At 70.9% G+C, this 23,659-nt stretch carries 17 protein-coding genes and 1 pseudogene; 10 read left to right on the top strand and 8 right to left on the bottom strand.

The features are described 5' to 3' along the window. Window positions 1–1,379: 1,379 nt before the first annotated feature. From CLV67_RS06740 to CLV67_RS06730, 3 genes and pseudogenes are all read right to left on the bottom strand, one after another. Window positions 1,380–2,351, bottom strand: a pseudogene (locus CLV67_RS06740) (arginase family protein); the annotation flags it as partial. Window positions 2,352–2,380: 29 nt separating this feature from the next. Continuing rightward, window positions 2,381–3,334, bottom strand: a complete 954-nt coding sequence (locus CLV67_RS06735) for a tetratricopeptide repeat protein (protein ID WP_106316259.1) — start codon at window positions 3,332–3,334, stop codon at window positions 2,381–2,383. A gap of 255 nt (window positions 3,335–3,589) precedes the next feature. Then, window positions 3,590–4,783, bottom strand: coding sequence for an FAD-dependent oxidoreductase (locus CLV67_RS06730; RefSeq protein WP_106316258.1), 1,194 nt, complete (start codon window positions 4,781–4,783; stop codon window positions 3,590–3,592). A 53-nt stretch (window positions 4,784–4,836) separates the two neighbouring features. Between CLV67_RS06730 and CLV67_RS06725 the strand changes: the two genes are divergently transcribed. Next, window positions 4,837–5,418: a PadR family transcriptional regulator gene (locus CLV67_RS06725; RefSeq protein WP_106316257.1), complete on the top strand. Its 582-nt coding sequence runs from the start codon at window positions 4,837–4,839 to the stop codon at window positions 5,416–5,418. A 92-nt stretch (window positions 5,419–5,510) separates the two neighbouring features. Here the strand turns inward: CLV67_RS06725 and meaB are convergent, their stop codons facing one another. Continuing rightward, window positions 5,511–6,470, bottom strand: a complete 960-nt coding sequence (meaB, locus tag CLV67_RS06720) for a methylmalonyl Co-A mutase-associated GTPase MeaB (RefSeq protein ID WP_106316256.1) — start codon at window positions 6,468–6,470, stop codon at window positions 5,511–5,513. Window positions 6,471–6,519: 49 nt separating this feature from the next. Continuing rightward, complete coding sequence (locus CLV67_RS06715; RefSeq protein ID WP_106316255.1) at window positions 6,520–7,704, bottom strand: acetyl-CoA C-acetyltransferase; 1,185 nt, start codon at window positions 7,702–7,704, stop codon at window positions 6,520–6,522. An 81-nt stretch (window positions 7,705–7,785) separates the two neighbouring features. Between CLV67_RS06715 and mce the strand changes: the two genes are divergently transcribed. The 4 genes from mce to CLV67_RS06695 all read left to right on the top strand — a co-directional run bounded on the left by mce (window position 7,786) and on the right by CLV67_RS06695 (window position 12,699). Beyond that, the gene (mce, locus tag CLV67_RS06710) at window positions 7,786–8,253 is read left to right on the top strand and encodes a methylmalonyl-CoA epimerase (protein WP_106316254.1); all 468 of its coding nucleotides are present in this window, start codon (window positions 7,786–7,788) and stop codon (window positions 8,251–8,253) included. A 290-nt stretch (window positions 8,254–8,543) separates the two neighbouring features. Next, window positions 8,544–9,881 carry a coiled-coil domain-containing protein gene (locus tag CLV67_RS06705; RefSeq protein ID WP_106316253.1) on the top strand — a complete coding sequence of 446 codons (1,338 nt, stop codon included), beginning with the start codon at window positions 8,544–8,546 and terminating at the stop codon, window positions 9,879–9,881. Window positions 9,882–10,111: 230 nt separating this feature from the next. After that, window positions 10,112–11,554, top strand: coding sequence for a Laminin subunit beta-1 (locus tag CLV67_RS06700; protein WP_249037938.1), 1,443 nt, complete (start codon window positions 10,112–10,114; stop codon window positions 11,552–11,554). A gap of 41 nt (window positions 11,555–11,595) precedes the next feature. After that, complete coding sequence (locus CLV67_RS06695; protein WP_106316251.1) at window positions 11,596–12,699, top strand: AI-2E family transporter; 1,104 nt, start codon at window positions 11,596–11,598, stop codon at window positions 12,697–12,699. Here the strand turns inward: CLV67_RS06695 and CLV67_RS06690 are convergent. Both CLV67_RS06690 and CLV67_RS06685 read right to left on the bottom strand, forming a co-directional pair. Then, on the bottom strand, window positions 12,696–13,469 hold the full coding sequence (locus CLV67_RS06690; RefSeq protein ID WP_106316250.1) for an alpha/beta hydrolase: 774 nt from the start codon (window positions 13,467–13,469) through the stop codon (window positions 12,696–12,698). The genes CLV67_RS06695 and CLV67_RS06690 overlap by 4 nt on opposite strands. A gap of 53 nt (window positions 13,470–13,522) precedes the next feature. Next, entirely contained in the window at window positions 13,523–13,855 is a 333-nt protein-coding gene (locus tag CLV67_RS06685) for a hypothetical protein (RefSeq protein WP_106316249.1), read from the bottom strand. Window positions 13,856–13,909: 54 nt separating this feature from the next. Here CLV67_RS06685 and CLV67_RS06680 point away from each other — a divergent pair, with 54 nt between their 5' ends. The 3 genes from CLV67_RS06680 to CLV67_RS06670 are packed head-to-tail and all read left to right on the top strand — an operon-like array spanning window position 13,910 to window position 17,613. After that, the gene (locus CLV67_RS06680) at window positions 13,910–15,403 is read left to right on the top strand and encodes an aldehyde dehydrogenase family protein (protein WP_106316248.1); all 1,494 of its coding nucleotides are present in this window, start codon (window positions 13,910–13,912) and stop codon (window positions 15,401–15,403) included. 9 nt (window positions 15,404–15,412) lie between these two features. After that, window positions 15,413–16,141 carry an ABC transporter ATP-binding protein gene (locus tag CLV67_RS06675; protein WP_106316247.1) on the top strand — a complete coding sequence of 243 codons (729 nt, stop codon included), beginning with the start codon at window positions 15,413–15,415 and terminating at the stop codon, window positions 16,139–16,141. Next, the gene (locus CLV67_RS06670; protein WP_106316246.1) at window positions 16,138–17,613 is read left to right on the top strand and encodes a DUF6297 family protein; all 1,476 of its coding nucleotides are present in this window, start codon (window positions 16,138–16,140) and stop codon (window positions 17,611–17,613) included. Before CLV67_RS06675 ends, CLV67_RS06670 begins: the two co-directional genes overlap by 4 nt. 3,345 nt (window positions 17,614–20,958) lie before the next feature. Here the strand turns inward: CLV67_RS06670 and nucS are convergent. Next, complete coding sequence (gene nucS, locus CLV67_RS06665) at window positions 20,959–21,618, bottom strand: endonuclease NucS (RefSeq protein ID WP_106316245.1); 660 nt, start codon at window positions 21,616–21,618, stop codon at window positions 20,959–20,961. 71 nt (window positions 21,619–21,689) lie between these two features. Between nucS and CLV67_RS06660 the strand changes: the two genes are divergently transcribed. Further along, window positions 21,690–22,310, top strand: coding sequence for a DUF4126 domain-containing protein (locus tag CLV67_RS06660; protein WP_106316244.1), 621 nt, complete (start codon window positions 21,690–21,692; stop codon window positions 22,308–22,310). Further along, entirely contained in the window at window positions 22,307–23,644 is a 1,338-nt protein-coding gene (locus CLV67_RS06655; protein ID WP_239165996.1) for a hypothetical protein, read from the top strand. Before CLV67_RS06660 ends, CLV67_RS06655 begins: the two co-directional genes overlap by 4 nt. Window positions 23,645–23,659 lie beyond the last annotated feature (15 nt).

Raw genomic sequence — 23,659 nt, 5'->3', positions numbered from 1 at the left:
TCCGGATCGGCGAGTTCGCCCGCGGGCTCTTCGCCGTCCGGCCCGGCCGGCTCCTCCTGCGCGGTCCGTCCGGCGAAGCCGTCCTGGTTCGTGGCTTCCTCTTCGTCATCGGCGGTGTGCTCGTCCTGGCTCTTCGGCTCCTCGCGGCCCACGGACTCCTCATGCTCGGCCGCGGCGTCGCTGTCGGTGGACAAGCTGATGTCGGCGAGCGCACTGGTGTCGGCGAGCGAGTTGGTGTCGGCAAGCGATTCGGTGTGGGTGGGCAAGCTGGTGTCGGCAAGCGATTCGGTGTCAGTGGGCAAGCTGGTGTCGGCAAGCGATTCGGTGTCGGTTGGCAAGCCGGTGTCCGCAGACACCTCGTCGTAGGTAGACACCTCACCGCTGGCAGCCACGTCACGCTTGGCGGATTCGTCACGCTCCGCAGACAAGTCACGCTCGGCAGATACGTCGCTGTCGGCGGATGCGCCGTTTCCAGCAGAACCGTCAGCATCAGAGCCGTCAAGATCGGCAGTTAAGGCATGGTCGGCGGATCCGTCACCGGCCTTCAACCTGTCGGACAGGCGAAGGCTGTCGGACACGCGAAGGCCGTCGGAAAGGTGGAGGCCGTCGGACCGGCGGAGGCCGTCGGACGCAGCGGTGTCGCCGAGTGCCGCAGCCAGGACGAACTCAGCGTCACTGGGCAGAGATCCGGCAGGCCCGGATGCTTCGGCCGCCGACGTCCCGGCCGGCTTGGTGAGGTCCACATCGGTCGCGTTCGGCAACGGCGTGATGCCGGACATGAACCCGGGCTGGAAGTCGGTCGACTCAGGTGAAGCCTGGGCCCGGTCGTCGCCGGCCGCCGGTGGCCCAGCGAACGAGTCGACCCCGGGTTGCTCGTCGGAGTCTCCCGTCGCCAACGGCTCTTCGGTGGTCTGATCACCGGGCGTCTCCGTCGCGGTGGAACCGGTGTCCGGGTCCGCAGCTGAAGACGTGGCGTCAGACCCGGCGGCGGGGAGACTGCCGCCCCCATCGGTCAGGGCATCGCCCGATCCCGGAGCCAGGAAGGCGGCCGCCCCAACGCCACCGGTCATCGGGGTGTCCGCCGCCGGATGGGACGGTTCATCCGACGCCGCCGGTCCAGCCGAAGTGACGGACGCGCCCGAGGAAGAAGATTCCACCGAAGCGGCCGGCGTGGCTTCCGGTTCCGAAGTGGACGCGACGACAGCACCTTCAGGAACAGAAGCCGTGGCATCCGCAGTGGCCGCGCCGGCAACGTGCGAATCGGCGTCCGGGCCCGCAGCGGAAGCGGGTGATGCCTCGTCCGCTTCCGGGACGAGCGACGCGGCATCCGGGCCCACGGTGAAAGGCACAGCGGAAGCAGGCATGGAGAGCGGAGGGATAGTCGGGGCGGGCGTGCTGGCCAGGTCGCGGCGGGCGGCGATCAGGTCGGGACGGGGAGTCGTGGTGCGTACCGGAGAGAGGCCACTGACCACCGCGGACGTGATCTCGGCCGCGTAGCGGCCGTCCGGGTCGTAGTCGGGGTCGAAGACGGTGATCTCCACGCCCAGGCAGTGTGGTGACTCGACCAGGCCGGACAGCAGCAGTTCCAGCTCGGGGAAGGCGATCCCGCCGGGGTCGGGGGCGTCGACGGCCGGCATGACGGCGGGGTCGAGGACGTCGACGTCGACGTGCACCCAGTAGCCGGCGCAGTCGACGAGCTGGTCGCGGGCCCACTGGGCGCTGCGGGCCGCGCCCTCGGCGCGCAGGGCGGGAACCGGCCTGGTCACGATGCCGGCGGCCTGCAGGTCGAGGCGGTACTCGTCCTGCGCGCGGATGCCGAGGACCACCACGTCGATGTCGCGGAAGTACGGCCGGCGGGACTCGATCGCCGCGAGGTCGGCCTGGCCCCGGCCGGTCACCAGGGCCAGGTCCTCGCCGGCGGCGGCGCCCACGTACGAGGCGTTGCCGGGGTGCCGGAAGTCGGAGTGGCCGTCGACGAAGACCAGCCCGATGCGGCCGCCGACGGCGTCGCCGAGGCGGTGCATGGCGATGCCGGAGCCGATCAGTATCGAGCAGTCGCCGCCGAGGACGACCGGGAACTCACCGCCGTCGATGATCGCGCCGATCCGGTCGGCGAGGGCGCGGGAGTAGGCCGAGATCTCGGCGGCGTGGGCGACGCCGTCGCCGGGGCGCCAGTCGCCGGGGTCGTAGCGGGGCGGGGTCAGGCAGCCCGCGTCACGGGCGCCGAGCCGGGCCAGCAGACCCTGATCGCGGAGGGCGCCGGGTGCCTTGGCGCAACCCGGGACCGACGTCGCGGTCGGCGGGCGCAGGCCGAGATTGGACGGTGCGTCCAGAACGGCGATGCGGCGCACGACGCCCCCCTTCGTTCGAAAGCCGCAGCTTAGAAGAGTGCGCTGGCCAACGCACGTCTTGCTCCGGCGACCGCGGGGTCGTCGGGGCCGGCCACGGCGAACAGCGACAGCAGGTGCTTGCGTACGGCGTCGCGGTCGTCACCGGTGGTGAGCTTGATCAGGGCGACCAGACGGGCATACGCCTGCTCGGCCTGGCCGCTGAGCACCTCGATGTCGGCGGCGAGCCGCTGGGCCTGCACGTCGGCCGGGTCGGCCTCGGCCTTGGCGAGGACCTCGGACGGGTCGGCGCCACTGATCCGCCGGTAGAGCTCCACCTGGGCCAGGCCGGACTCGGCGGCGGCGTCGGCGGGCGACTCGGCGAGGATCTTCTTGTAGGCGGCCTCGGCCGCGTCCAGGTCGCCGCCCATCAGCGCGTCGTCGGCGGCGTCGAGCCGCGGGTCCTCGGGGGTGGCCACGCTGACCCCGGCGGCCTTCAGCACCGCGTCGACGTACTGCCGGACCTGGCCCTCGGCGAGCACGCCGCTGAAGCCTTCCACCGGCTGGCCGCCGATCAGGGCGGTCACCTGCGGGATGCCCTGCACCCGGAACACCTGCGCGAGACGCGGGTTGAGATCCACATTGACCTTGCCGAGGATCCAGGACCCGCCGTACTCCACCGCGAGCTTCTCCAGCACGGGGGAGAGTTTCTTGCAGGGCTCGCACCAGTCGGCCCAGAAGTCCAGCAGGATCGGAGTGGTCAGGGACCGCTCCAGGACGGCCTGGAAATCGGCCTCGGTGACGTCGATGATCGTGTCCGGGGTGACGCCCGGAATCGCGCCGGGAACAGCACCGGGAACCGCGCCCGGGCCGGCGCCGGAACCCGCGTCGGCGGGGGCGGCGGGACGGCTCGGCGCGGCCGGTTTGGCCGGCGCCGAGGGACGCAGCGCGCTGAGATCGACCGCGCCGCGGGTGAAGATCGACGGAGTGGTCCGTGGGTCGCTCATGGTTACCTAGTCTCGCACGCTGTCACGCCCGTTCGCGTCGCCACCAGCGCGCCGATATCGGACGTCACAGCCCTTGCGCCCGGCAGGCTCCGGAGGCGGCTTCGACCCGTACGACATCACGGTTGAACTCGCCGTTGAATGCACTGCAAGGGTTTTCCCCAATGTCGCCGGGGCCGGTCGCGAACGAGAGTGGAGACAAGCAGTTCCCCAGAAGGCCCCGGTGGCGCCCGCCAACGCCGCCGGGGCTCCCACTGCTCACCGCCGCGCGGGGGTCAGCACGGGCACACGGTGCTCGAAGATCCACGCCTGCGGGTCGCCGCGCCGGTGCATCATCCGCATCACCAGCGGCATCATCGCGTCCCGCATGGCCGCGCCGACCGGCCCGAGCACCTTCGTGCCGCTGGTCCGCCGCCCGTGCGCGACCACCTTCTCCACCCGCGGACGACGAGCGGCCTCGTAGGCGGACAGCGCGGCCGGTAGATCCCGGTGCTCCAGCAGGCTGTGCCCGAGGACCACGGCGTCCTCCAGCGCCATCGACGCGCCCTGCCCGGACGACGGCGCGACGGCGTGGGCGGCGTCACCGATCAGCACGATCCGGTCACCGTGCCACACCGGCACCCGCGGCAGGTCACGGGTGCTCCACGGACCGCGGATCTCGCCGGTGGCCCGGATCAGATCAGCGCCCGGCTCACCCTCGAAGAGCTCCAGCAGGTAGGTCCGCCAGGTCTCCGCGGTGAACTCGCCGGGCTCGACCGGGCGCCGTCGCGGCGGGTTGGCGAACCACCACACCCGGCCGTCCGGCGCCGCGGCCCAGCCGAAGAACGCGCGGCGACCGAACGACATCTGCATGACGCCGGGCGGTGGCAGCAGCGCGGGGGCGACCGGGTCGTCGGTGAAACCACCGGTGTCCAGCAGGCCGAGGAAGTGCGGCTCGGGCGTCGAGGGATCGAGGGCGGTACGGGTCCGCGAGTTCAGCCCGTCCGCCCCGACCAGCAGGTCGCCCGTGACGGTCCGGCCGTTCGCGAACTCGGCGGTGACGCCGTCCGCGCCGGACGTGGCGGTGGTGAGCCGGTGGCCGTACACGATCTCGATGCCTCTCCTCTCGGCCTCGGCCCGCAGCGCCGCATAGAGGTCCGCGCGCCGGATCGTCGTGGTGACCGTCCCGTCCGGCAGAGGGCCGCCGAGCGGCGCCTCGAAGAGCATGCGGCCGGACGCGCCGCGCATCGCCAGCCGTGGGGTGGCGAATCCGCGGGACAGCACGACGGCCGGGTCCGCGCCGAGGGATCGCAGGGCGTTCACACCGTTGATCGCGATGGTCACGAAGACGCCGCGCTCGGCGTCGCCGGGATGGCCGGACTCGTAGATCACCGGCGTGCGGCCGGCGGTGCGGAGGGCGATGGCGGCGGCCGTTCCAGCGATGCCGCCACCCACGACGAGAGTGTTAGTCATACAATGACTATTGATGAAATGACTAAGAACCGTCAACCCCTAAGCTGACCCGCATGAAGCGGTCTCCCCTGGCGATGGTTCTGCTGGCACTGCTCGTGGAGGCGCCGATGCACCCGTACCGCATGCAGCAGATGATCAAAGAGCGTGGTCAGGACCAGCTGGTCAACGTCGCGCAGCGCAACAGCGTCTATCAAACCCTCGATCGATTGGTACGTGAGGGACTGGCGCGCCCTGGCGGCACGGCACGGGAGGCCGGCCGTCCGGAACGGACCGTCTACGAGGTGACCGAGGAGGGCGCCGCCACCCTGCGCCGCTGGCTGCTCGCCATGCTTCCGGAGCCGGCCCGGGAGTTCCCGGAGTTCCCGGTGGCGCTCGCCTTCCTGCCGATGCTGACGCCGGCCGAGACCCGTGAGCTGCTGCAACGACGCGTCGAGGCGCTGACCGAGCGAGTGGCGGCCATCGACTCGCAGGCTCCGCCCGGGCTGCCCAGACTGTTCCTGATCGAGGACGAGTACCGCGCCGGCATGCTGCGCGCCGAGATCGAGTGGCTGCGAGCACTCGTCGCCGAGCTGGGCGACGGCACTCTGACCTGGGACCGCACCCTCATCGAGGAGACACTCGCCCGCTTCGCCTGACGCCGCTCTTGGCCGCGATCTTGCGAGGTTTGGCCGTCATTTCAACCCGAACTTCACAAGATCGCGGACGAACGGAGGCGGGGGCGGAGGCGTCAGAGACCGGCGACGAGCTCGGCGGCGGCGGCGTGCGGGTCGAGGTCACCGCTGGCGACTCGGGCGGCCAGGGCCGGCAGCGCGGTGCCGCCACTCAGGTCGCCGATCCGGGCGCGCAGGGTGCCCAGCGCCAGCGCCGAGATCTCCGCCGACGCCCGATGCTCGCGACGTTTCTGCAGGTTGCCGGTGCTCTCCAGCCAGTCCCGGTGCTTGCCGATCGCGGCCACGACGTCGTCGACGCCCTCGCCCTTGGCCGCGACCGCGCGTACGACCTGGGGCCGCCACTCCCCCGGGCCGCGCTCGCCGAGGGCGAGCATGCCCTGGATGTCGCGGTAGGTGGCGTCGGCGCCCGGCCGGTCCGCCTTGTTGATCACGAAGACGTCGGCGATCTCCAGCACGCCGGCCTTGACCGCCTGGATGGCGTCGCCCATCCCCGGCGCGAGCAGCACCAGCGTGGTGTCGGCGAGCGAGGCGATCTCCACCTCGGCCTGCCCGACGCCGACCGTCTCGACCAGGATCACGTCGCAGCCCGCGCCCTCGAGCACCCGCACCGCCTGGGGGGTGGCCGCGGACAGTCCGCCAAGCTGGCCCCGGCTGGACATCGAGCGGATGTAGACGCCGGTGTCGGCGGTGTGGTCCTGCATGCGGATCCGGTCGCCGAGGATCGCACCGCCGGTGAACGGGCTGGACGGGTCGACGGCCAGCACTCCGACCCGGTTCCCCGCCTCGCGCAGGGCCCGGACCAGCTCGTTCGTCGTCGTCGACTTGCCGACACCGGGAGCGCCGGTCAGGCCCAGGACCTGGGCCCGGCCGGCGTGCGGCGCCATCGCGGCGGCCACCTCGGGCAGGGCCGGGTCGCCGTTCTCGACGAGGCTGATCAGCCGCGCCACGGACCGGGCGTCGCCCTCCCGCGCCCCGGCGACGAGGGAGGGCACGTCACGGGACCGCCGGGCGGTCACGACCGGCGGCCGATCGACCCCGCGGACGGCTGCCGCCCGGCACCGGTCGTCACGCCGATGGCACCTTGATGATCAGGGCGTCGCCCTGGCCGCCACCGCCGCACAGGCCGGCCGCGCCGAGACCGCCGCCGCGCCGCCGCAGCTCGAGCGCCAGGGTCAGCACGAGCCGGGCGCCGGACATGCCGATCGGATGGCCCAGCGCGATGGCGCCGCCGTTCACGTTGACGATCGTCTCGTCCACCTTGAGCTCCCGGGCGGACTGGATGACCACCTGGGCGAACGCCTCGTTGATCTCGATGAGGTCCAGGTCCTCGACGACGAGGCCGGCTTTGCCGAGCGCGTGCTTGATGGCGTTGGCCGGCTGGGACTGCAGCGAGCTGTCCGGACCGGCCACATTGCCGTGCGACACGATCTCGGCGATCCAGGTCAGCCCGAGCTCCTCGGCCTTGGCCCGGCTCATCACGACGACCGCGGCGGCACCGTCGGAGATCGGCGACGCGCTGGCGGCGGTGATGGTGCCGTCCGGGGTGAAGGCGGGCCGCAGCCCGGCCAGCGACTCGGTGGTGGCCTCGGGGCGCACGCCCTCGTCGCCGTCGACCGCGCCGGTTGCCTTGCGCCCGCCGGCCGGGACCGGTGCGATCTCCTCGGCGAACCGGCCCTCGCGCTGCGCCGCGGCGGCCCGCTGGTGGCTGCGGGCGGCGAAGGCGTCCTGCTCCTCACGGCTGATCCCGAGTCCGGTGCCACTCGCCTCGGTGGACTCGCCCATCGAGATGCCGGCCCACGGGTCCATCAGGCCGTCGAACGCGGTGTGGTCTCGTACCAGCACGTCACCGAACTTACGGCCCGCGCGCTGGTCGGTCAGCAGATGCGGCGCGTTGGTCATCGACTCCATGCCGCCGGCCACCACGATGTCGAACTCGCCGGCCCGGATCAGCTGGTCGGCCAGGGCGATCGCGTCCAGGCCGGAGAGACACACCTTGTTGACGGTCAGGGCCGGTGTGGTCATCGGGATGCCGGCCGCGACGGCCGCCTGCCGGGCCGGGATCTGGCCGCAGCCGGCCTGCAGGACCTGACCCATGATCACGTACTGGACGTGGGCGGGATCGACGCCGGCCCGGGACAGCGCGGCGGCGATGGCGTGCCCGCCGAGGGCGGTGGCGGGCAGGTGCTTGAGGTTTCCGAGGAGGCGCCCCATCGGGGTCCGGGCGCCACTGATGATGACGGAGCTGGTCACGGTCACGATCCGATCTGCGCGAACCGGGAGGGGCACACCCGGGGCTGGCCTTAACGATGGGTCAGGTCAGAGACTAGCCCCATGACTGACGACACACCGAGCGCGGACCTGGCCGAGAATGTCACATTCACCGATGTGGGCCTGCTGCGCGTCGACCACGTCGGAATCGCGGTTCCCGATCTCGACGCCGCCTTGAAGTTCTATGCGGACAACTTCGGTTTGCACTGTGTGCACCAAGAGACGAACGAGGAGCAGGGCGTACGAGAGGCGATGCTCGCGGTCGGCGACGGCAGCGGTCCCCGCATTCAGCTGCTGGCCCCGGCACGACCCGACTCGGCGATCGCTAAATTCATCGATCGCAGTGGCCCCGGCCTGCAGCAACTCGCCTACACGGTGGCCGACGTGGAGGCCGCCGCGGACGCTCTGCGGGCCCGGGGCCTGCGGCTGCTCTACGACACACCGAAACGCGGCACCGCCGGCTCGCGCATCAACTTCGTGCACCCCAAGGACGCCGGAGGTGTCCTGGTGGAGCTGGTGGAGCCGGCCTGAGCCGACGCCGACGCGTACACCGGTCGGGTGAATCGACCTGACGCGGACCCGCCCGCCTGGCAGGATCGGGGCCATTGAGCAGGGCCGACGACGTCCGTGACGGACCCGGAATCCCCCGAAGCCCCGAGTGGCCAGGTGGCGGCGGGACGACGCCGGACCGGCCGGTGAGTCGGCAGTCCTCGCCGAACGGCCTGGGGGCGGGCTGCGCTCCAGGTCAAAGCTGATCTACGATGCGGTGCGGATACCCATCGGCTCTTGCATGTCCGATTCCTCTTCGCCAGGATGGCGCAATGCCCCAGCAGCAGGATCAGAACCTGGCCTTCTTCGAGACCGCCAACTCGCAGCACGACTTCACCGTCGTCCTGCGTGGTTACGACCGTCACCAGGTCGACGGACACATCGGCCGGCTGCTCGCCGCGCTGAACCAGTCCGAGCAGGCCCGCGGTGAGGCCGAGCAGCGGATGAACGACGCTCAGCGTCGCCTGCGACAGGCCGAGCAGCGGCTGAACGCGCTCGAGCAGAAGCTGGCCGACAGCAACAAGCTGCTGGAGGAGAACAACCGTCCGACGCTCTCCGGGCTGGGCACCCGGGTGGAGCAGATCCTTCGGCTCGCCGAGGAACAGGCGAACGATCACCGCAACGAGGCGAAGCGGGAGTCCGAGGGCATTCTCTCCGCGGCCCGTCTCGAGGCCCGGGAGATCACCGACAAGGCCCGCGCCGAGGCCGCCGCCATGAAGGCGACCGCCGAGCGGGAGGCCGGCCAGGTCCGCACGCACGCCGAGCGCGAGGCCGCCGAGACCCGGGTCCAGGCCCGGCGCGAGGCGGACACGCTGCGGTCGGACGCGGACCGGGAGACCAAGCAGCTGCGCACGGTCACCGCCCACGAGGTCGCCGAACTCAAGTCGACCGTGGAGCGCGAGGTCGCATCGCTGCGCGCCACCGCCGAGCGGGAGATCACCCAGGCCCGCGCGAAGACCGGCCGCGAGGCCGAGGAGAAGCGCGCTGAGGCCACCAAGCTGCTCAGTGACGCGCGCGACAAGCGCGAGAAGGACCTGCAGGCCTTGGCACTGGAGATCGCCGAGCGCCGGGAGAAGGCCGAGTCCGAGGAGTCGCAGCGGCACGCCGCCCAGGTCGCCGCCACCCAGAAGATGGTGGCCGAGGCCGAGGAGCGGGCCCGCGCCGCCGAGGACCGGTCCAAGGAGATCGAGCAGCGCGCCGAGAGCCGCCGCGTCGAGTCCGAGCGTCACTCGACGGAGACCGTGGAGAAGGCCCGGGCGCTGGCCGAGAAGACCGTCACCGAGGCCCGTTCCGAGGCGCACCGGCTGCTCAGCGAGGCCCGTCAGGAGGCCGAGCTGACCACCCAGGCGGCCCGCCGCGAGGTCGAGGACCTCACCCGGCAGAAGGACGCCGTCACCAACCAGCTGGGCCAGATGCTCTCCGGCCTGTCCGGCCTGGTCCCCGGCGTCGGTGGCGCGGCTCCGGCCGCCGCCGCAGCGGTGGCCGCCGCGGCTGCCAAACCGGCCGAGGCGCCCGTGCAGCGGGCTCCCGAGCAGCCTGAGCAGCAGGCCGAGCAGCCCGTGGCGGAGGAGGCCGGCGACGAGCCGGTGGCCGCCAAGACCAACTCTTGATCGTGACGTCACTCCGCTGAAGTTGCGGAGCCGCCGCGAGTGCGCAACGGTTGACACCGGCCGGGCGTTCAATGACGAAACAGGCCGTACCGGAGTTTCTCCGGTACGGCCTGACTCGTTTCGCGCTTGCCTGGGTTTATCGAGCCGAGGTCAGACGAATCGCAACTACCCGCACCGTCTCTACCAACCCGGTGTGTATCGACACGCCACGGGACGATGCGTATGTGAGGATGGAAAGTATGTCGCACGGCGGTGAAATTCTCGGTCTCGGCGGAGAGTCGGCCACCGAACCCAGCTTCGAGACCGCCCTGCGGGGTTACGAACGTAAGCAGGTCGAGCGTTACGTGGCCCGGGCGGAGAACGAGATCGCCGCCCTCCTCGCCGACCGCGAGCAGGCGTACTCGCAGATGCAGGCGATGACGGCCCAGATAAAGGGTCTGCAGGCGGAGCTGGCACAGGCACGACGGGACTCGGGGATAAGCGGTGAGGTGTCGTTCCGGCATCTCGGCCCCCGGGTCGAGCAGATCCTGGCGCTCGCCGAGGAGCAGGGCGAGGCGATCAAGGCGTCGGCGACCGACGACATCGCCTCCCGGCTGGCCGAGGCGGAGCGGATCCGGGCCGAGGCCGAGGCGCACGCCCACAACGGCATCCGCGACTTCGAGATCGCCCTGGCCGCACGCCGGGCCGAGGAGGAGAAGGCCGACGCCGCCCGGCGGGCCGCCTCCGAGAAGGCGCTGGCGGCCGCCCGGCAGTCCGCCGAGCAGATGCGTAAGGAGGCCGAGGCGGTCCTGGCCCGGTCCCGTAACGAGGGCCGGCATCTGGTCGAGCAGGCCACCCAGGACGCCGCTCGGGCCCGCGCCGAGGTGGACGGTTACGTGCAGTCCACCCGTATGCAGGCCGAGCAGGAGCTCAAGGCGTTGCGCGAGAAGACCGGTCAGGAGCTGGCCGCGCAGCGGGCCGGGGCCGAGCGCGAGCAGGCCGATCTGAAGGCGGCCGTCGAGCACGAGCTGGCACTGCGCCGGCACTCGGTGATCGAGGAGCTGACCCAGATGCGGACCGGCGTCGAGAAGCAGTGCGCCGACCTGCGCAGCGAGGCCGACAAGTACGCCGAGGAGGTCCTTCGGCGTTCGGACGAGCAGGCGACGGCCGTACGCAAGGAGATCGCCGCCCAGCAGGAGAAGATCGCCCAGGCCGGCCGGGATCTGGAGGCCGCCAACGCCGAGGTGGCGAAGGCCGAGAAGCAGCGCGCGGCGTCCCAGGAGCAGGCACAGGCCGCCGAGAAGGAGGCCGAGCGGGTCCGCCAGCGGCTCGCCGATACCCAGCAGCAGCTGGAGGCGGAGCTGAAGCGGGTGGCCGAGGCCAAGCGCTCCGGTGAGGCCGCCGAGCGGCATGCCGCCGAGGTTCGCCGTCAGGTGCAGAAAGAGGCGAAGCGGGTGGCCGAGCTGGCCGCCGCCGCGGTCATGGCGGCCGCCGCCGACCCGGACGATCCCGACGCCGAGAAGCCCCCGGTGCCCCAGGCCGAGAAGCCGCAGGTGGAGCAGCCCGCGGCGGAGAAGCCGGTGGAGCCGGCTCCGGTCGCGGTGCAGCCCGCCGAGAAGCAGCCGGCCAAGGTCACCGCCTCGGCCAAGGTCACGGTCCCGCAGGCGAGCCGGGTGCCGGCCGACGCCGAGTGACGTCGCTGGCGAGGGTGGCCCGGCGGCGATAACCTCTGTCGATGTCCGCCGAGCCACCCGCGCCTGAGCAGCCTCCGGCCGAGCCCGACGAGGAGAAGCCGTACGGTGATCCGGGTCCGCCGCTGAACAAGCGGAACCCGTTCCTGCTCGGCTTCCTGTTCGGGCTCGGCGTGATCGTGGCGTATGCGCTGTTCCTCGGCGTGCGCAACGCCACCTCGATGCTCGTCCTGATCTTCATCGCGCTGTTCCTGGCGATCGGGCTCAATCCGGCGGTGACCCGGCTGCGTCGCTGGGGCCTGCGCCGGGGCGCGGCGGTCGCGATCGTGGCGCTCAGCGTGGTCGGACTGCTGATCGGCGGCCTGGTGGCGCTGATACCGCCGCTCGTCACACAGACCACCGAGCTGATCAACAACGCTCCGGACGTGGTGGAGAGCCTGCGCCGCAGCGAGACGGTCAACGAGCTGGTGCAGCGCTACGACATCGCGAACCGGGTGCAGGGCGCGGTGAACGCCGGGACGATCACCAACGCGCTGGGCGGCGTGGTGGGCGGTGCCCGGCTGCTGTTCGGCACGATCTTCAACATCCTGACCGTGCTGGTGCTGACGATCTACTTCATGGCCTCGTTCGACCGGATCAAGGCGACCGGGTACCGCCTGGTCCCGGCCTCCCGGCGGGAGCGGGTCACGCTGCTGACCGACGAGATCCTGAGCAAGGTCGGGGCGTACATGGTCGGCGCGCTGGCGATCGCGGTGCTGGCCGGGGCGAGCACGTTCGCCCTGGCGCTGGCCCTGGGACTGGCGTTCCCCTTCGCTCTCGCCGTGGTCGTCGCGATCTGTGACCTGATCCCGCAGATCGGCGCCACCCTCGGCGCCGTGATCGTCAGCCTGGTCGGGCTGGCGTCGTCACTGACCGACGGGATCGTCTGCCTGGTCTTCTTCCTGATCTACCAGCAGATCGAGAACTATCTGATCTACCCACGGGTGATGCGGCGGTCGGTCCGGGTCAGTGACGTGGCGGCGCTGGTGGCGGCCCTGCTCGGGGTCGGCCTGTTCGGCGTGATCGGCGCGCTGATCGCGATCCCGCTGGTGGCCGCCATCCAGCTGATCCTGCGTGAGGTGGCGTTCCCCAGCCTCGACGAGCGTTAATTCTTGTCGAAGGCCGCGACCGTACGGTCGGCGTACGCACTGGCGTCACCGGTCTCCATCGGGCCGTCCCAGGTCGTCGGCAGCGGGGTCGCGACGCCGGGCGCCACCCGGCGCACGATCTCGTCGAGGACCTTCTCGGCGTCGCCCACCCACAGGTGCTTGGCGCCGGCCATCGGCACCACCTCGGCCTGCGGGATGGCGGCGAACCTCTCGGCGGCCTCGGTGGGGCGCAGGTAGTCGTCGAACTCGGGGATCAGCGCGGTCACCGGCTTGCCGTCCTCGGCCCAGGCCGCCAGGTGCTCCGCCTTGCTGAACCGCAGCGGCGGGGAGAGCAGGATCGCGCCGGTGACGGCCGGGTCCAGGCCGTACATCAGGGTCAGGTCGGTGCCGAACGACCAGCCGACCAGCCAGATGTCCGGCAGGTCGGCGAACTCCGCGTACTCGATCGCGGCTGCCACGTCGAAACGCTCGTCGATCGCGTGCGAGAAGCTGCCGCCGCTGGTGCCGCGCACGCTGCTCGTACCGCGTGAGTTGAAGCGCAGCACGGCGAGACCGGCCAGCGCGGGCAGACGCCAGGCGGCCTTGCGGTAGACGTGGCTGTCCATCATCCCGCCGTGGGTGGGCAGCGGGTGCAGGCAGACGAGGGTGGCCACCGGATCGCGGTCGAGCGGGCGTGCCAGCTCACCCACGAGAGTGACACCGTCCGCGGTGTGCAGCTCGATGTCCTCGCGGTGGGCGGGGAGAATCGAGTTCGCACGGATCTGAGTCATGAATGAAGGCTTTCATCTCCGTTTTTCGGGTGGTGGGCGGGGCGGCCGGATGGTCACCGCCCATAGCGCGGGGCGTTGCGCGAGCGTTCCACCCCCGGAGCCCGGCGGTCACGGCCGCGCCAGCAGCCGGTGTGCCAGTGCCGCCGGTCGGCCATGTCGCCCCAGTCGTCGGCCGGCCACGCCACCACATGCGCCACACCCGGCCGGATGTCCTGCACGCAACCCGGGCACAGGTAGGTCTTCACGGCCGCCGCGCCGAAGATGGAGCGCACCATCCACTCGCCGTCCTGCCATTGCTGGACGCGCTGCTCGGTGATGCCGGGACGGTCCGCGGACGGTTCCTCTTCCTTCGACGGACGGCGGGGGTGATTTCGACGGGGGCTCACGGAGTCAAGCGTACGTAGTGACTCGCCGGTAACAATCGCCCTAGACTCGCGGACATGACGGCGACTCACGTTCCCGGCCTGCCCGTGATCGCGGACGGCCACCTGATCTCGACGAATCCGGCCACCGGCGAGGAGGCCGGCCGCGTGCCGGTCGCCGACGAGAAGGCCGTGACCGCGGCGGTCGAACGCGCCCGGGAAGCCGCCGTGTGGTGGCAGGGGCTCGGCTTCGACGGCCGGAAGACCAGGCTGCTCCGCTGGCGCTCATTGATCGTCCAGCGGATCGAGGAGCTGGCCGAGCTGGTCCACCTCGAGTCCGGCAAGCCCCTGGCCGACGGCACGATCGAGGCGGTCGCCGCGGTCGAGCACCTGGACTGGGCGGCCCGCAACGCCAAACGTGTCCTCGGCCCGCGCCGGGTCCGCACCCGCATCCTGGTCGCCGAGCACTCCGGGCATCTGGAATACCAGCCGTACGGCGTGGTCGGTGTGATCGGCCCGTGGAACTACCCGATCGTCACGCCGGTCGGCCCGATCAGCGGCGCGCTGGCGGCCGGCAACGCGATCGTCTTCAAGCCCAGCGAGTACACCCCGGTCGTCGGCCAGTGGCTCGCCGACACGTTCGCCGAGGTGGTGCCGGAGCAGCCGGTCCTGCAGGTGGTGCACGGGCTCGGTGACGTCGGCGGGGCACTGTGCCGCTCGGGGGTCAACAAGGTCTCCTTCACCGGCTCCACCGCCACCGCCAAGAAGGTGATGGCCGCCTGTGCCGAGAACCTGGTGCCCGTGGTGCTGGAGGCCGGCGGCAAGGATGCGCTGATCGTCGACGCGGACGCGGACGTGAACCTGGCCGCCGACGCCGCGGTGTGGGGCGCGATGACCAACGCGGGGCAGACCTGCATCGGCATCGAGCGGGTCTATGCGGTCGAGCCGGTCTACGACCGGTTCGTCGAGGCCGTGGTCGCCAAGGCCGGCAAGCTGCGCACCGGCGAGGAGATCGGCCCGATCACCATGCCGAAGCAGCTCGACATCATCCGCGACCACATCGAGGACGCGCTGGCCAAGGGCGGTAAGGCGGTCCTCGGCGGCGCCGACGCGGTGCAGGCGCCCTATGTGTCCCCGACCGTGCTGGTCGACGTGCCGGACGACTCGTCGGAGATCCGTGAGGAGACCTTCGGGCCGACGCTGACCATCACCAAGGTGCGCGACGCCGACGAGGCGATTCAGAAGGCCAACGACACGCCGTACGGCCTGGGCGGCTCGGTCTTCGGCAAGAAGAACGCGATCCGCATCGCCCGGCGGCTGCGTTCCGGCATGGTCGCCGTCAACGGGACGCTCACCTTCGTCGGCATGGGCAACCTGCCGTTCGGTGGCGTAGGCGAGTCCGGGTTCGGGCGCATCCACGGCGAGGACGGGCTGCGCGAGTTCGCCCGCGCCAAGGCGATCACGGTCCGCCGCGGCCCGTCGCTGCTGCCGGCCATGACGTTCGAACGTACCCCGGCCCAGGTCAAGCAGATCGTCAAGGCACTGCGCCTGCTGTACGGCCGCAAGCCCTAGTCTGACTGGGTGGTCGATCACCCAGCGGTACAAGTCGATGGTCTACAGGTGAGCTACGGCTCGACGCCGGTGCTGGTGAACGTGGGACTGACCGTCCCGGCCGGTGCCGGCGTCTGTGTGACCGGCGAGAACGGCATCGGCAAGTCGACCCTGCTGCGCTGTGTGAGCAGCCTTCAGCGGGCCGACTCGGGCACCATCCGGGTGTTCGGCGGCGAGCCCGGCGACAGCCCTGACTTCTGGCGGGCCGTCGCCACCACGGTCGAACCGCCCACCTGGTACCCCGGCCTGACCCTCCGCGAGCACGCCGAACTGGTGTGCCGCGCGCACGGCCAGACGGCGGACGACGCCGGCATCGACGAGGCCCTCGAACGGTTCGGGCTGGCCGGGCACGCCGACGCGATCCCGCCGTCGCTGTCCTCCGGGCAGAAGCAGCGCCTCACCCTGGCGCTGGTGCTGCTGCGCCCGAGCTCGCTGCTCATCCTCGACGAGCCGGAGCAGCGCCTCGACCCGGACGGCCGCGCCAAGGTGGCCGCCATGCTCGCCGAGTATCAGGCGGGCGGCGGATCCCTGCTGCTGGCCAGCCACGACGACAAGTTCGCGGTCGCCTCGGGCGCCGAGATCGTCTCCATGGAGCAGCTCACCGGGCCCGACCCCACCGCACCCGACCCCTCCGTGCCCGATCCCACCGTGCCCGACCCCACCGCACCCGACCCCACCGCGCGGGACGATCAGCCGTGACCGCCGTCGTCGCGCTCCGGCCGGTCCGGCGCTGGATCCGCCGCGCACAGGCCTCGCATCGCGACCGCGGCGAGCTGCTCGGCACCGTCTACACGGTCGTCTTCTCGATCGCCGTGATCGCGGTGATGGCCCAGGACACCCTGAAAGCCGTCTTCAGCCCACTCGTGCCACACCTCAGCGACGTGGGTGCGCTCGCCGCCGCGACCGTCTGCGCGGGCCTGCTGTTCCTCGCGCTGCGCCGGCTCGGACCGGTCTCGGTCACCCGCCCGGCCGCGTACTTCCTGCTCACGGCACCGGTGAGCCGCCGGCGGCTGCTGTCGCCGTCACTGCACGCCGCCGCTTTCGGTGCCGGCCTGGCCGGAGCGGCCGCCGCGTTCGGCGTCCTCGGCCACGCCGTTACGTCCGGATCCCTGCTCATGATCGTCACGGGCGCGCTTTTCGGCGTACTCCTGGCGCTTCTGGCTTCTGCCGCGCAATCGCGGCCGAGACTCGCGTCACTCGCCGATGCCACCGCCCGCGTCGCGCTCGCCCTCGGCCTGGCCGCCCTGGTCGCCGAGGCGACCGGATGGACGCCACCGGAGGTCGGCGGGGAGGTCGCGATGTCCGTCGTGGTCCCGGTGGTCGGCGCCCTCACAATCATCGCTTTTCTTTTTGGCGTACGGGACCTCGCGCGCACACCGAACGACGAGATCCTCGAGTCCGCCAAGACCGCCGGAACGCTCGCCGACTCGGTGTACGGGATTGAGCCCTCGTTCCTGGCCGAGATGCTGGAACGCCGTTACTGGGCACGCCGCCGCCTGCGTTCGACGACGCTGTCCCGCCGGCTGCCGCCGCTCACCGCCCAGGATCTGCTGCTGGCCCGCCGACGCCCGGCCCGCCTGTTGTGGACGGCCGCCTCCACCGCCATGCCGCTGCTGCTCGCCGGCGCACCACGCTGGGTCCTGACCATCGCGCTGCTCGCCGGAACCGTGATCGCGGCCCGCGCCACCACCGCCTCACTGAAGACCGACGCCGGCAACCCGGTGCTGCTGCGTCTGCTCGGCCTGACCTCCCGTCAGGTAGTCCGGCAGCGACTGTGGGTGCCGGCCGTGCTCGGCGCGGCCTGGGCCACCGCCGCCCTGGCGCTGCTGCAGCTGTCCGGCGCCCTGCCACCCGGCCAGTGGTGGCTGCTGGGACTCGCCGTCGGCCCGATCGGCGCCGCGTCGGCGGTGCGGGCCGCACGGGCCGGTTTCGTCCGCAACGACCTCATCCCCATCGACACCCCGATGGGCGCCGTCCCGACCGGCCCCGTGGTCTACGCCTTCGCCGGCGTCGACCTGCTGATCCTCACGCTGCCGACGGTGATCGTCCTGCTCCAGGACCTGCCGCTGACCCCGACGATGATCGCCGTCCAACTGAGCACGGCATGGCTCGGCATACAGGTCTACCTGTCCTGGACCACAGACCCGGAGCGCGTCGGCCTGTCCAAGTGATCACCTTCAGTCACGCCGTGGCGACACCGGCTCGCCGGCCGGATCCCCTCGATCGCCGCGGTGGTCAACTCTTTCGCAGTCGAGGTCCAGCCCGCCAGCGGTAGCTCGGCCCTGATCCCGGTGCCATCACGCGACTCGCGGGCCCGACTGAGACCTTGACCCCGGAATCGCTCTGGGCTTCCGTGGTCAGGGTGCGAGCCCGCCGGCCGTAGCTCAGCCGCGGAATATGGCTGCCGAAGGGTGGCTCGGTCGCGGCTCGCGATACGCCCCGGACCTTGGCTCCGCAGGCTCTGCAGACCGAGGGTAGGGGCTCGGCGAAAGCGCCGGCTTCGGTGGCCGTGCTCGCTTCCGCGGACGCGCTCGGATCTGCCGGACACGCTCGGATCTGGAGGACACCGCGCAGCCGTCGCCAGGTTGGCAAAGGACACAACCCTGACGAAGGGCGCCCGGCCTGGCCGATGGCCTCCCGCCCGCCAGTGGACGCCAGCCTGGCAAACGGCCTCCCGCCCGGCAGGAGGCGCCCGACCTAGCAGAGGGCACCAGCCTGGCAAACGGCCTCCCGCCCGGCAAATAGCCTCCCGCCCGACAGTGGACGCCAGCCTGGCAAACGGCCTCCCGCCTGGCAGGGGCACCAGCCTGGCAAATAGCCTCCTGCCCGGCAGGAGGCGCCCGACCTAGCAGAGGGCACCAGCCTGGCAAACGGCCTCCCGCCCGGCAAATAGCCTCTCGCCGACAGAGGGTGCCCGACCTCGCGGATGATGCCGACCATCGCGGATGGTGCTGGCCCGGCAGGCCTCGCCCAGTCTGGCGGGCCTCGCCCAGTCTGGTGGGCCTCGCGAGTGGGGTGAGGGCGCTTGCATTGGCGGTGTGCCCGACTGGCTAGGCGGGACGTGGTCGAGTTGGGCGGGTGGTGCGTCCACGGTGGGGCCGTTGCCGGGCTTGGTGGAAGGCATTGGTTTGGCCGGCATTGCCCGCCACTGACGGAATGGGCGCTCGTCCTCTTTCGGGGCCGTAACAAAATAGCGGCCTTCGACGAGACAGTTTGAACCTGACTCTTCCGTGAATCCCTGAAGATTCTACGAACGCGCTTCAGGCCAGCCGCTCTCGCCAGTGGCGAGGAAGACGGAGAGTGCACGCATATGCAGGTTCTGTCTGCGGTAACCGTCGCTGGGCGAACCCCATCGGTGCGGCCGGGAAGGAAATCACCGGGACCCGTTACCGCGACCTCCGTCCTGCGGGAACCACCCCCAAGCAATGAAATTCCATATAGAGCCGGTCGAGACACGGACAGCAAGGCCGGCCCCACACCATGATCAAGTCGCCGGGCCGTAGGCAACGACCGCTGCGTGCGAAGTGAGGCACCTCGTGTGACCGAACTGTCTGCCGCCGATCGCCCCGCGCTCCGCGCCTGTCGAAACGGCCCGCTCCGTGCCACCCGTTCCGAGTGGACTGCCTGTACTGCATCCGATGCTGGGATCGGCCCTGACGGGGCAGCCGTCCGAGCCGCCGAACTCCGCCGCAGCGAAACGACCGTAGAGGAGGAAGCAGAGTCGGGGGCAGGAACAGACGAGGAAGCGGCGGCCGAGGCAGAAGGGAAAGCAGAACGACAGCCAGCGGCAGAGGTAGAGGCAGAGGTACAGGCAGAGGTAGAGGTAGAGGTAGAGGCAGAAGGGAAAGCAGAACGACAGGCAGAACGGCAGGCAGGGGCGGAGGTAGAGGTCGAGGTAGAAGGGGAGGGCGAGGCAGAGGCAGAAGGGAAGACAGAGCGGACGGGCGAGGCCGAAACGGAGGCAGAGACGGATGCGAGGGACGAGGGCGAGGCGGAGGTAGCAGGGGATGCGTGGGCAGTGGCGGATGCGGAAACCGAAACGCAGGTAACAGGGGATACGGATGCAGATGATGACACCGAAACGGATGTAGCAGGGGAAACGTGGGCAGAGGCGGATGCGGAGGGTAAGACCGAAACAGAGGGAGTAGAGCCGGCAACGGCGGATGCGGAAACCGATGACTGCGGTCCAGCTGCCGGCAGATCCACGGCGGGTGGCGCCCCCGCAGTTACCGACCGGCTCCCAGCGGGAGCTGGCGATGATGGGGTGACGGAGTACCCTGCCTCGCGGTTCCGGCGCAGTTTCTCGGCATGCCGGCGCCGCAGTCCCCAGGAACGGCGTCGCTCATGCTCACGGCGGAATTCATCGCGGCTCGCAGAGTAATTTCGTGACGCGGTGCGATCGCGCATGGCGGCTGTTTCCGCTCGACTGAACAATGAAGCCTGCCCCATGCATCAATTGTCCCTAAACCCGATCAGGAACTGTCAGCAATGGATCATGCCAATTGTCCAACCGAGACGATGAACACATTGGTAAACTGTCGATGACGGCGAGGGGGGAGCCGCATGACCAACGCCAGATAGGTTCGGGGGTCAGGGCCTCCGGCAGCCGGGGAGCCGTGGCCGAGGTGTGCGATAGAGCTCGGATTCCGGGTTTGAGATGCGGCTGGCGGGCTGGACCTCGACCGGAGAAGGCTCACTAGAGCGAGCGGCCCGACAAGCGACCCGATCCGGACAGCGATCTCGCCGAACACGTTGTCGCAGCCCGCACGCCCGCAGCCCGGCCGCAGCCTGCCGCTTGCACGGCCACACACCGCCGCTTGCACGGCCACACACCGCCGCTTGCACGGCCCCACACCGCCGCTTGCACGGCCACACACCGCCGCTTGCACGGCCACACACCGCCGCTTGCATGGCCGCACGCCGCCGCCCACGTGCGGCCTCTCCATTCCTTCCTTCTGTCGCTCGCGCACCCAACTCGCGCTCAAGATCTCCCGACGACGGGGACGGGGACGGGGACGGGGACGGGGCATGGTCGCCCGACAACGGCGCGGGAGGGATCGTCGGGGCAGTTTGGGCCACGGTTCCGGATGAGCGGAGACAGCGGCCCGGACCAGCCGGGTAAGTCAGCCTGGCCGGCTCGGTCACCGTCTCAGCCGAAGCGGGGACAACGGGCCACAAAGTAGGTCCGCGGGGTGGATCAGCCGGGCGGGGCGCACAGATCAACCGGGCGGGACGGGGTAGATCAGGTCAGGCAGAGCGACCGGATCGACCAAGGAAGGGCAGACAAATCGGCCTGGCAGGACAGGTGGATCAGCCCGGACAGGGCGGGTACATCAGCGTGAGCAGGACAGGGGGCATCACCCTGGGCAGGGCCGGCAGGTCGGCCAAGGCGTGCGGAGGGGTGGGTGGGCGGTGAGGGGAGGCCTCAGCCCGTCAGGGGCGCTGGGGCCCGGGAGGGACCGCCTGCGTCGCCGGCGGAGCCCGGGTGCTCCTCGTAGCCGTACGAAATAATGGTTCTAGAAAAGGGTCAGCTCGTCGCGTTTCATGCCGCGTAGCGCGTCGTAGTCGACGACGACGCAGCGGATGCCGCGGTCGGTGGCCAGGACGCGTGCCTGGGGCTTGATCTCCTGGGCGGCGAAGACGCCCTGGACCGGGGCCAGTAGCGGGTCGCGGTTCATCAGTTCGAGGTAGCGGGTCAACTGCTCGACGCCGTCGATCTCGCCTCGGCGCTTCACCTCGACGGCCACCGAGCCGCCGCCGGCGTCCTTCAGCAGCAGGTCGACCGGGCCGATGGCGGTCATGTACTCGCGGCGGACCAGGGTGTAGCCCTCGCCGAAGGTCTCCGGGTGCTTGGCGAGCAGCTCCTGCAGGTGCGCCTCGACGCCGTCCTTGACCAGGCCGGGGTCGACGCCCAGCTCGTACGAGTAGTCCTGGAAGACCTCCTCGAGGGTGATCCGCAGCTCCTCGCCGGCCTTGTTGATCACCTTCCAGACGCCGGGGGCCTCCTGCAGCCTGCAGGGTGGGCTCATCCAGTTGAGAGGCTTGTAGGCACGGTCGTCGGCATGGATCGACACCGACCCGTCGGCTTTGACCATCAGCAGCCGCACCGCCGGGGGCAGATGGGCGGAGAGTTTGCCGACATAGTCCACGGAGCACTTCGCGATGACCAGACGCACCGCACGACGGTACCTGACGCGTCGCGCGGGCCCGGCGGGCGCCACGTGCGTGACGGTGCCATGCTCGTAGCGTGTTCGAAGTATTGACCGGTACCGGTCTCGCTGCCTCCGCCGGACTGAACGCCTACATCCCGCTGCTGACCATGGGGCTGCTGGCCCGCTACACCGAGGCCATCGAGCTGCCGTCCTCGTCGACCTGGCTGGCGAACGGCTGGACCCTGTCGATTCTCGCGGTGCTGCTGGCCATCGAGGTGGTCGCGGACAAGGTTCCGGTCGTCGACCATCTCAACGACGTGGTGCAGACGTTCGTCCGGCCGACCGCGGGCGGGCTGGCGTTCGGCGCGGGCTCGGCGTCGGAGACGGTGACGGTCTCCGATCCGGGCGCGTTCTTCACCTCGAACCAGTGGGTCCCGATCGTCTCGGGTGTCGTGATCGCCCTGATGGTCCACGGAGTGAAGGCGGCGTCCCGCCCTGTGGTCAACACGGCCACCGCCGGATTCGGTGCTCCGGTCGCCAGCACGGCCGAGGACATCGGCAGCGTGGTGATGTCGGTGCTGGCCATCGTGCTTCCGGTGCTGGTTCTGATCGGCCTCGGCCTGTTCGTGTGGGCGGCGATCTGGGTGATGCGGCGCCGGAACCGCCGGAAGAGGGAACGCCTCGGGAGTGTCGAGACCCGTCACCTGTTTGGTTGACTCTCGGGGTGCCCGCGATCGCCGTATCCGCATTCACCCTCAGCTGCTGGCTCGCCTGCTACCTGATCGGCCGGGATCCGGCCCGCGCCACACTGCGCTGGACGGCGACGGCCCTGGTGTCGTACGCCATCGGAGTGGCCGCCTGGGCCGTGGCTCCCGGTTCCTCGACCGCCGAGATCCTGCTCTGCATCCCGGCGCTGTGCTGGGCCGGCGCGGTGGTGTCGCTGCTGCCGCTGACGCCGGCCGAGCGGCGACCGATCGACCGCGGCGCCCTGCTGCTCGGCGCCGCGTTCCTTCTGATGATCATTTTCCTGCCGCAGGCGGGCCGGCTGGTCGTGCTGGCGCCGCTGGTCGGCGGGCTGAGCCTGCTCTGGCGGATGCGGGCACAGGTGACGCCGACGATGCTGACACCGGCGCTGACCGTGATGTCCCTGCTGTTCACGGCCGCTCTGGTGCTGCTGGTGTTCACCGACTCCGGTGCGATCGCGGCGGTGCCGGCGCTCGGTCTGAACCTGCTGGTGGTCGGCTACCTGATCGCGGTGGCGCACGCGACCGAGACCGGCGAGCGGCTGCGGCCCGATCTGCGGCGCTCGCTGGCCGCCGCGGTCGCCGTGCTGGTACTGGCCGGCATCCCGACGGCCGCCACGATGTTCCTGGTGCCGGACGAGGACGGGGTGGCGCTGCTGCAGTTCGTGGTGCTGGCCGCCGGCGCGGCGCTGGCCGGGCTGGGTTCCCAGGTGCGCCGGGCACTGGACCGGGTCGCCCTCGCCGACGAGCAGGCGCTGCGGACCGACCGGTCGGCGCTGTTCCTGAACGCGGACGCGCTGTTGCGGCGGCGCGAGCAGCGGAGGCTCAACACCATCGCCGAGCCCGAGTTCCTGCGGCTGACCCGGAGGGCACTGGTCGACTTCGGTGACCTGAACCGGCTGGCGCGCAGTCCGCTGACCGACCTGCCGTCGGTGGAGCGGCGGCTCGCGGGACGTGACGACCAGCCGCGGGCCCGGGCCCGGGAGCTGCGTGCGGTCCTGCGGGAGTGCGTCTCGGGGCTGCGACCGGCCGGGCCGTTCAGTACGACCGAGGAGTGGCGGTTCTACAACGTGCTCCAGTTCTGCTGTGTGCTCGGCCTGGATCCGTACGCCCGCCGCCCCCGACTGGACGGGGTGAGCCGGGAGGCCCGGCTGGCCGTCGACTGGTTCAAACGGTATGTGCCGAAGGACATCGCCAAGCAGTGGCAGCGGGAGGCCGCGATCGTGGTGGCCGAGCAGCTGTGGACCGATGTGGTGGGCCGGCGCCGCGCGCTGCCCTCGGCCGAGATCACGACACGCACCACGTAAACCTCCTAAAATGGT

Origin of the sequence: Actinoplanes italicus, assembly GCF_003001815.1 — a bacterium.
GTDB lineage: Bacteria > Actinomycetota > Actinomycetes > Mycobacteriales > Micromonosporaceae > Actinoplanes > Actinoplanes italicus.
The sequence above is the reverse complement of the archived record's forward strand: the minus strand, read 5'-3'. Positions and strand labels throughout refer to the sequence as shown.

Coding starts and splice junctions, on each gene's coding strand:
- CLV67_RS06700 (WP_249037938.1), top strand. CDS start 10,112: ATGGAAAGTATGTCGCACGGCGGTGAAATTCTCGGTCTCGGCGGAGAG.
- CLV67_RS06690 (WP_106316250.1), bottom strand. CDS start 13,469: ATGACTCAGATCCGTGCGAACTCGATTCTCCCCGCCCACCGCGAGGAC.
- CLV67_RS06695 (WP_106316251.1), top strand. CDS start 11,596: ATGTCCGCCGAGCCACCCGCGCCTGAGCAGCCTCCGGCCGAGCCCGAC.
- CLV67_RS06730 (WP_106316258.1), bottom strand. CDS start 4,783: ATGACTAACACTCTCGTCGTGGGTGGCGGCATCGCTGGAACGGCCGCC.
- CLV67_RS06725 (WP_106316257.1), top strand. CDS start 4,837: ATGAAGCGGTCTCCCCTGGCGATGGTTCTGCTGGCACTGCTCGTGGAG.
- CLV67_RS06705 (WP_106316253.1), top strand. CDS start 8,544: ATGCCCCAGCAGCAGGATCAGAACCTGGCCTTCTTCGAGACCGCCAAC.
- CLV67_RS06735 (WP_106316259.1), bottom strand. CDS start 3,334: ATGAGCGACCCACGGACCACTCCGTCGATCTTCACCCGCGGCGCGGTC.
- mce (WP_106316254.1), top strand. CDS start 7,786: ATGACTGACGACACACCGAGCGCGGACCTGGCCGAGAATGTCACATTC.
- CLV67_RS06680 (WP_106316248.1), top strand. CDS start 13,910: ATGACGGCGACTCACGTTCCCGGCCTGCCCGTGATCGCGGACGGCCAC.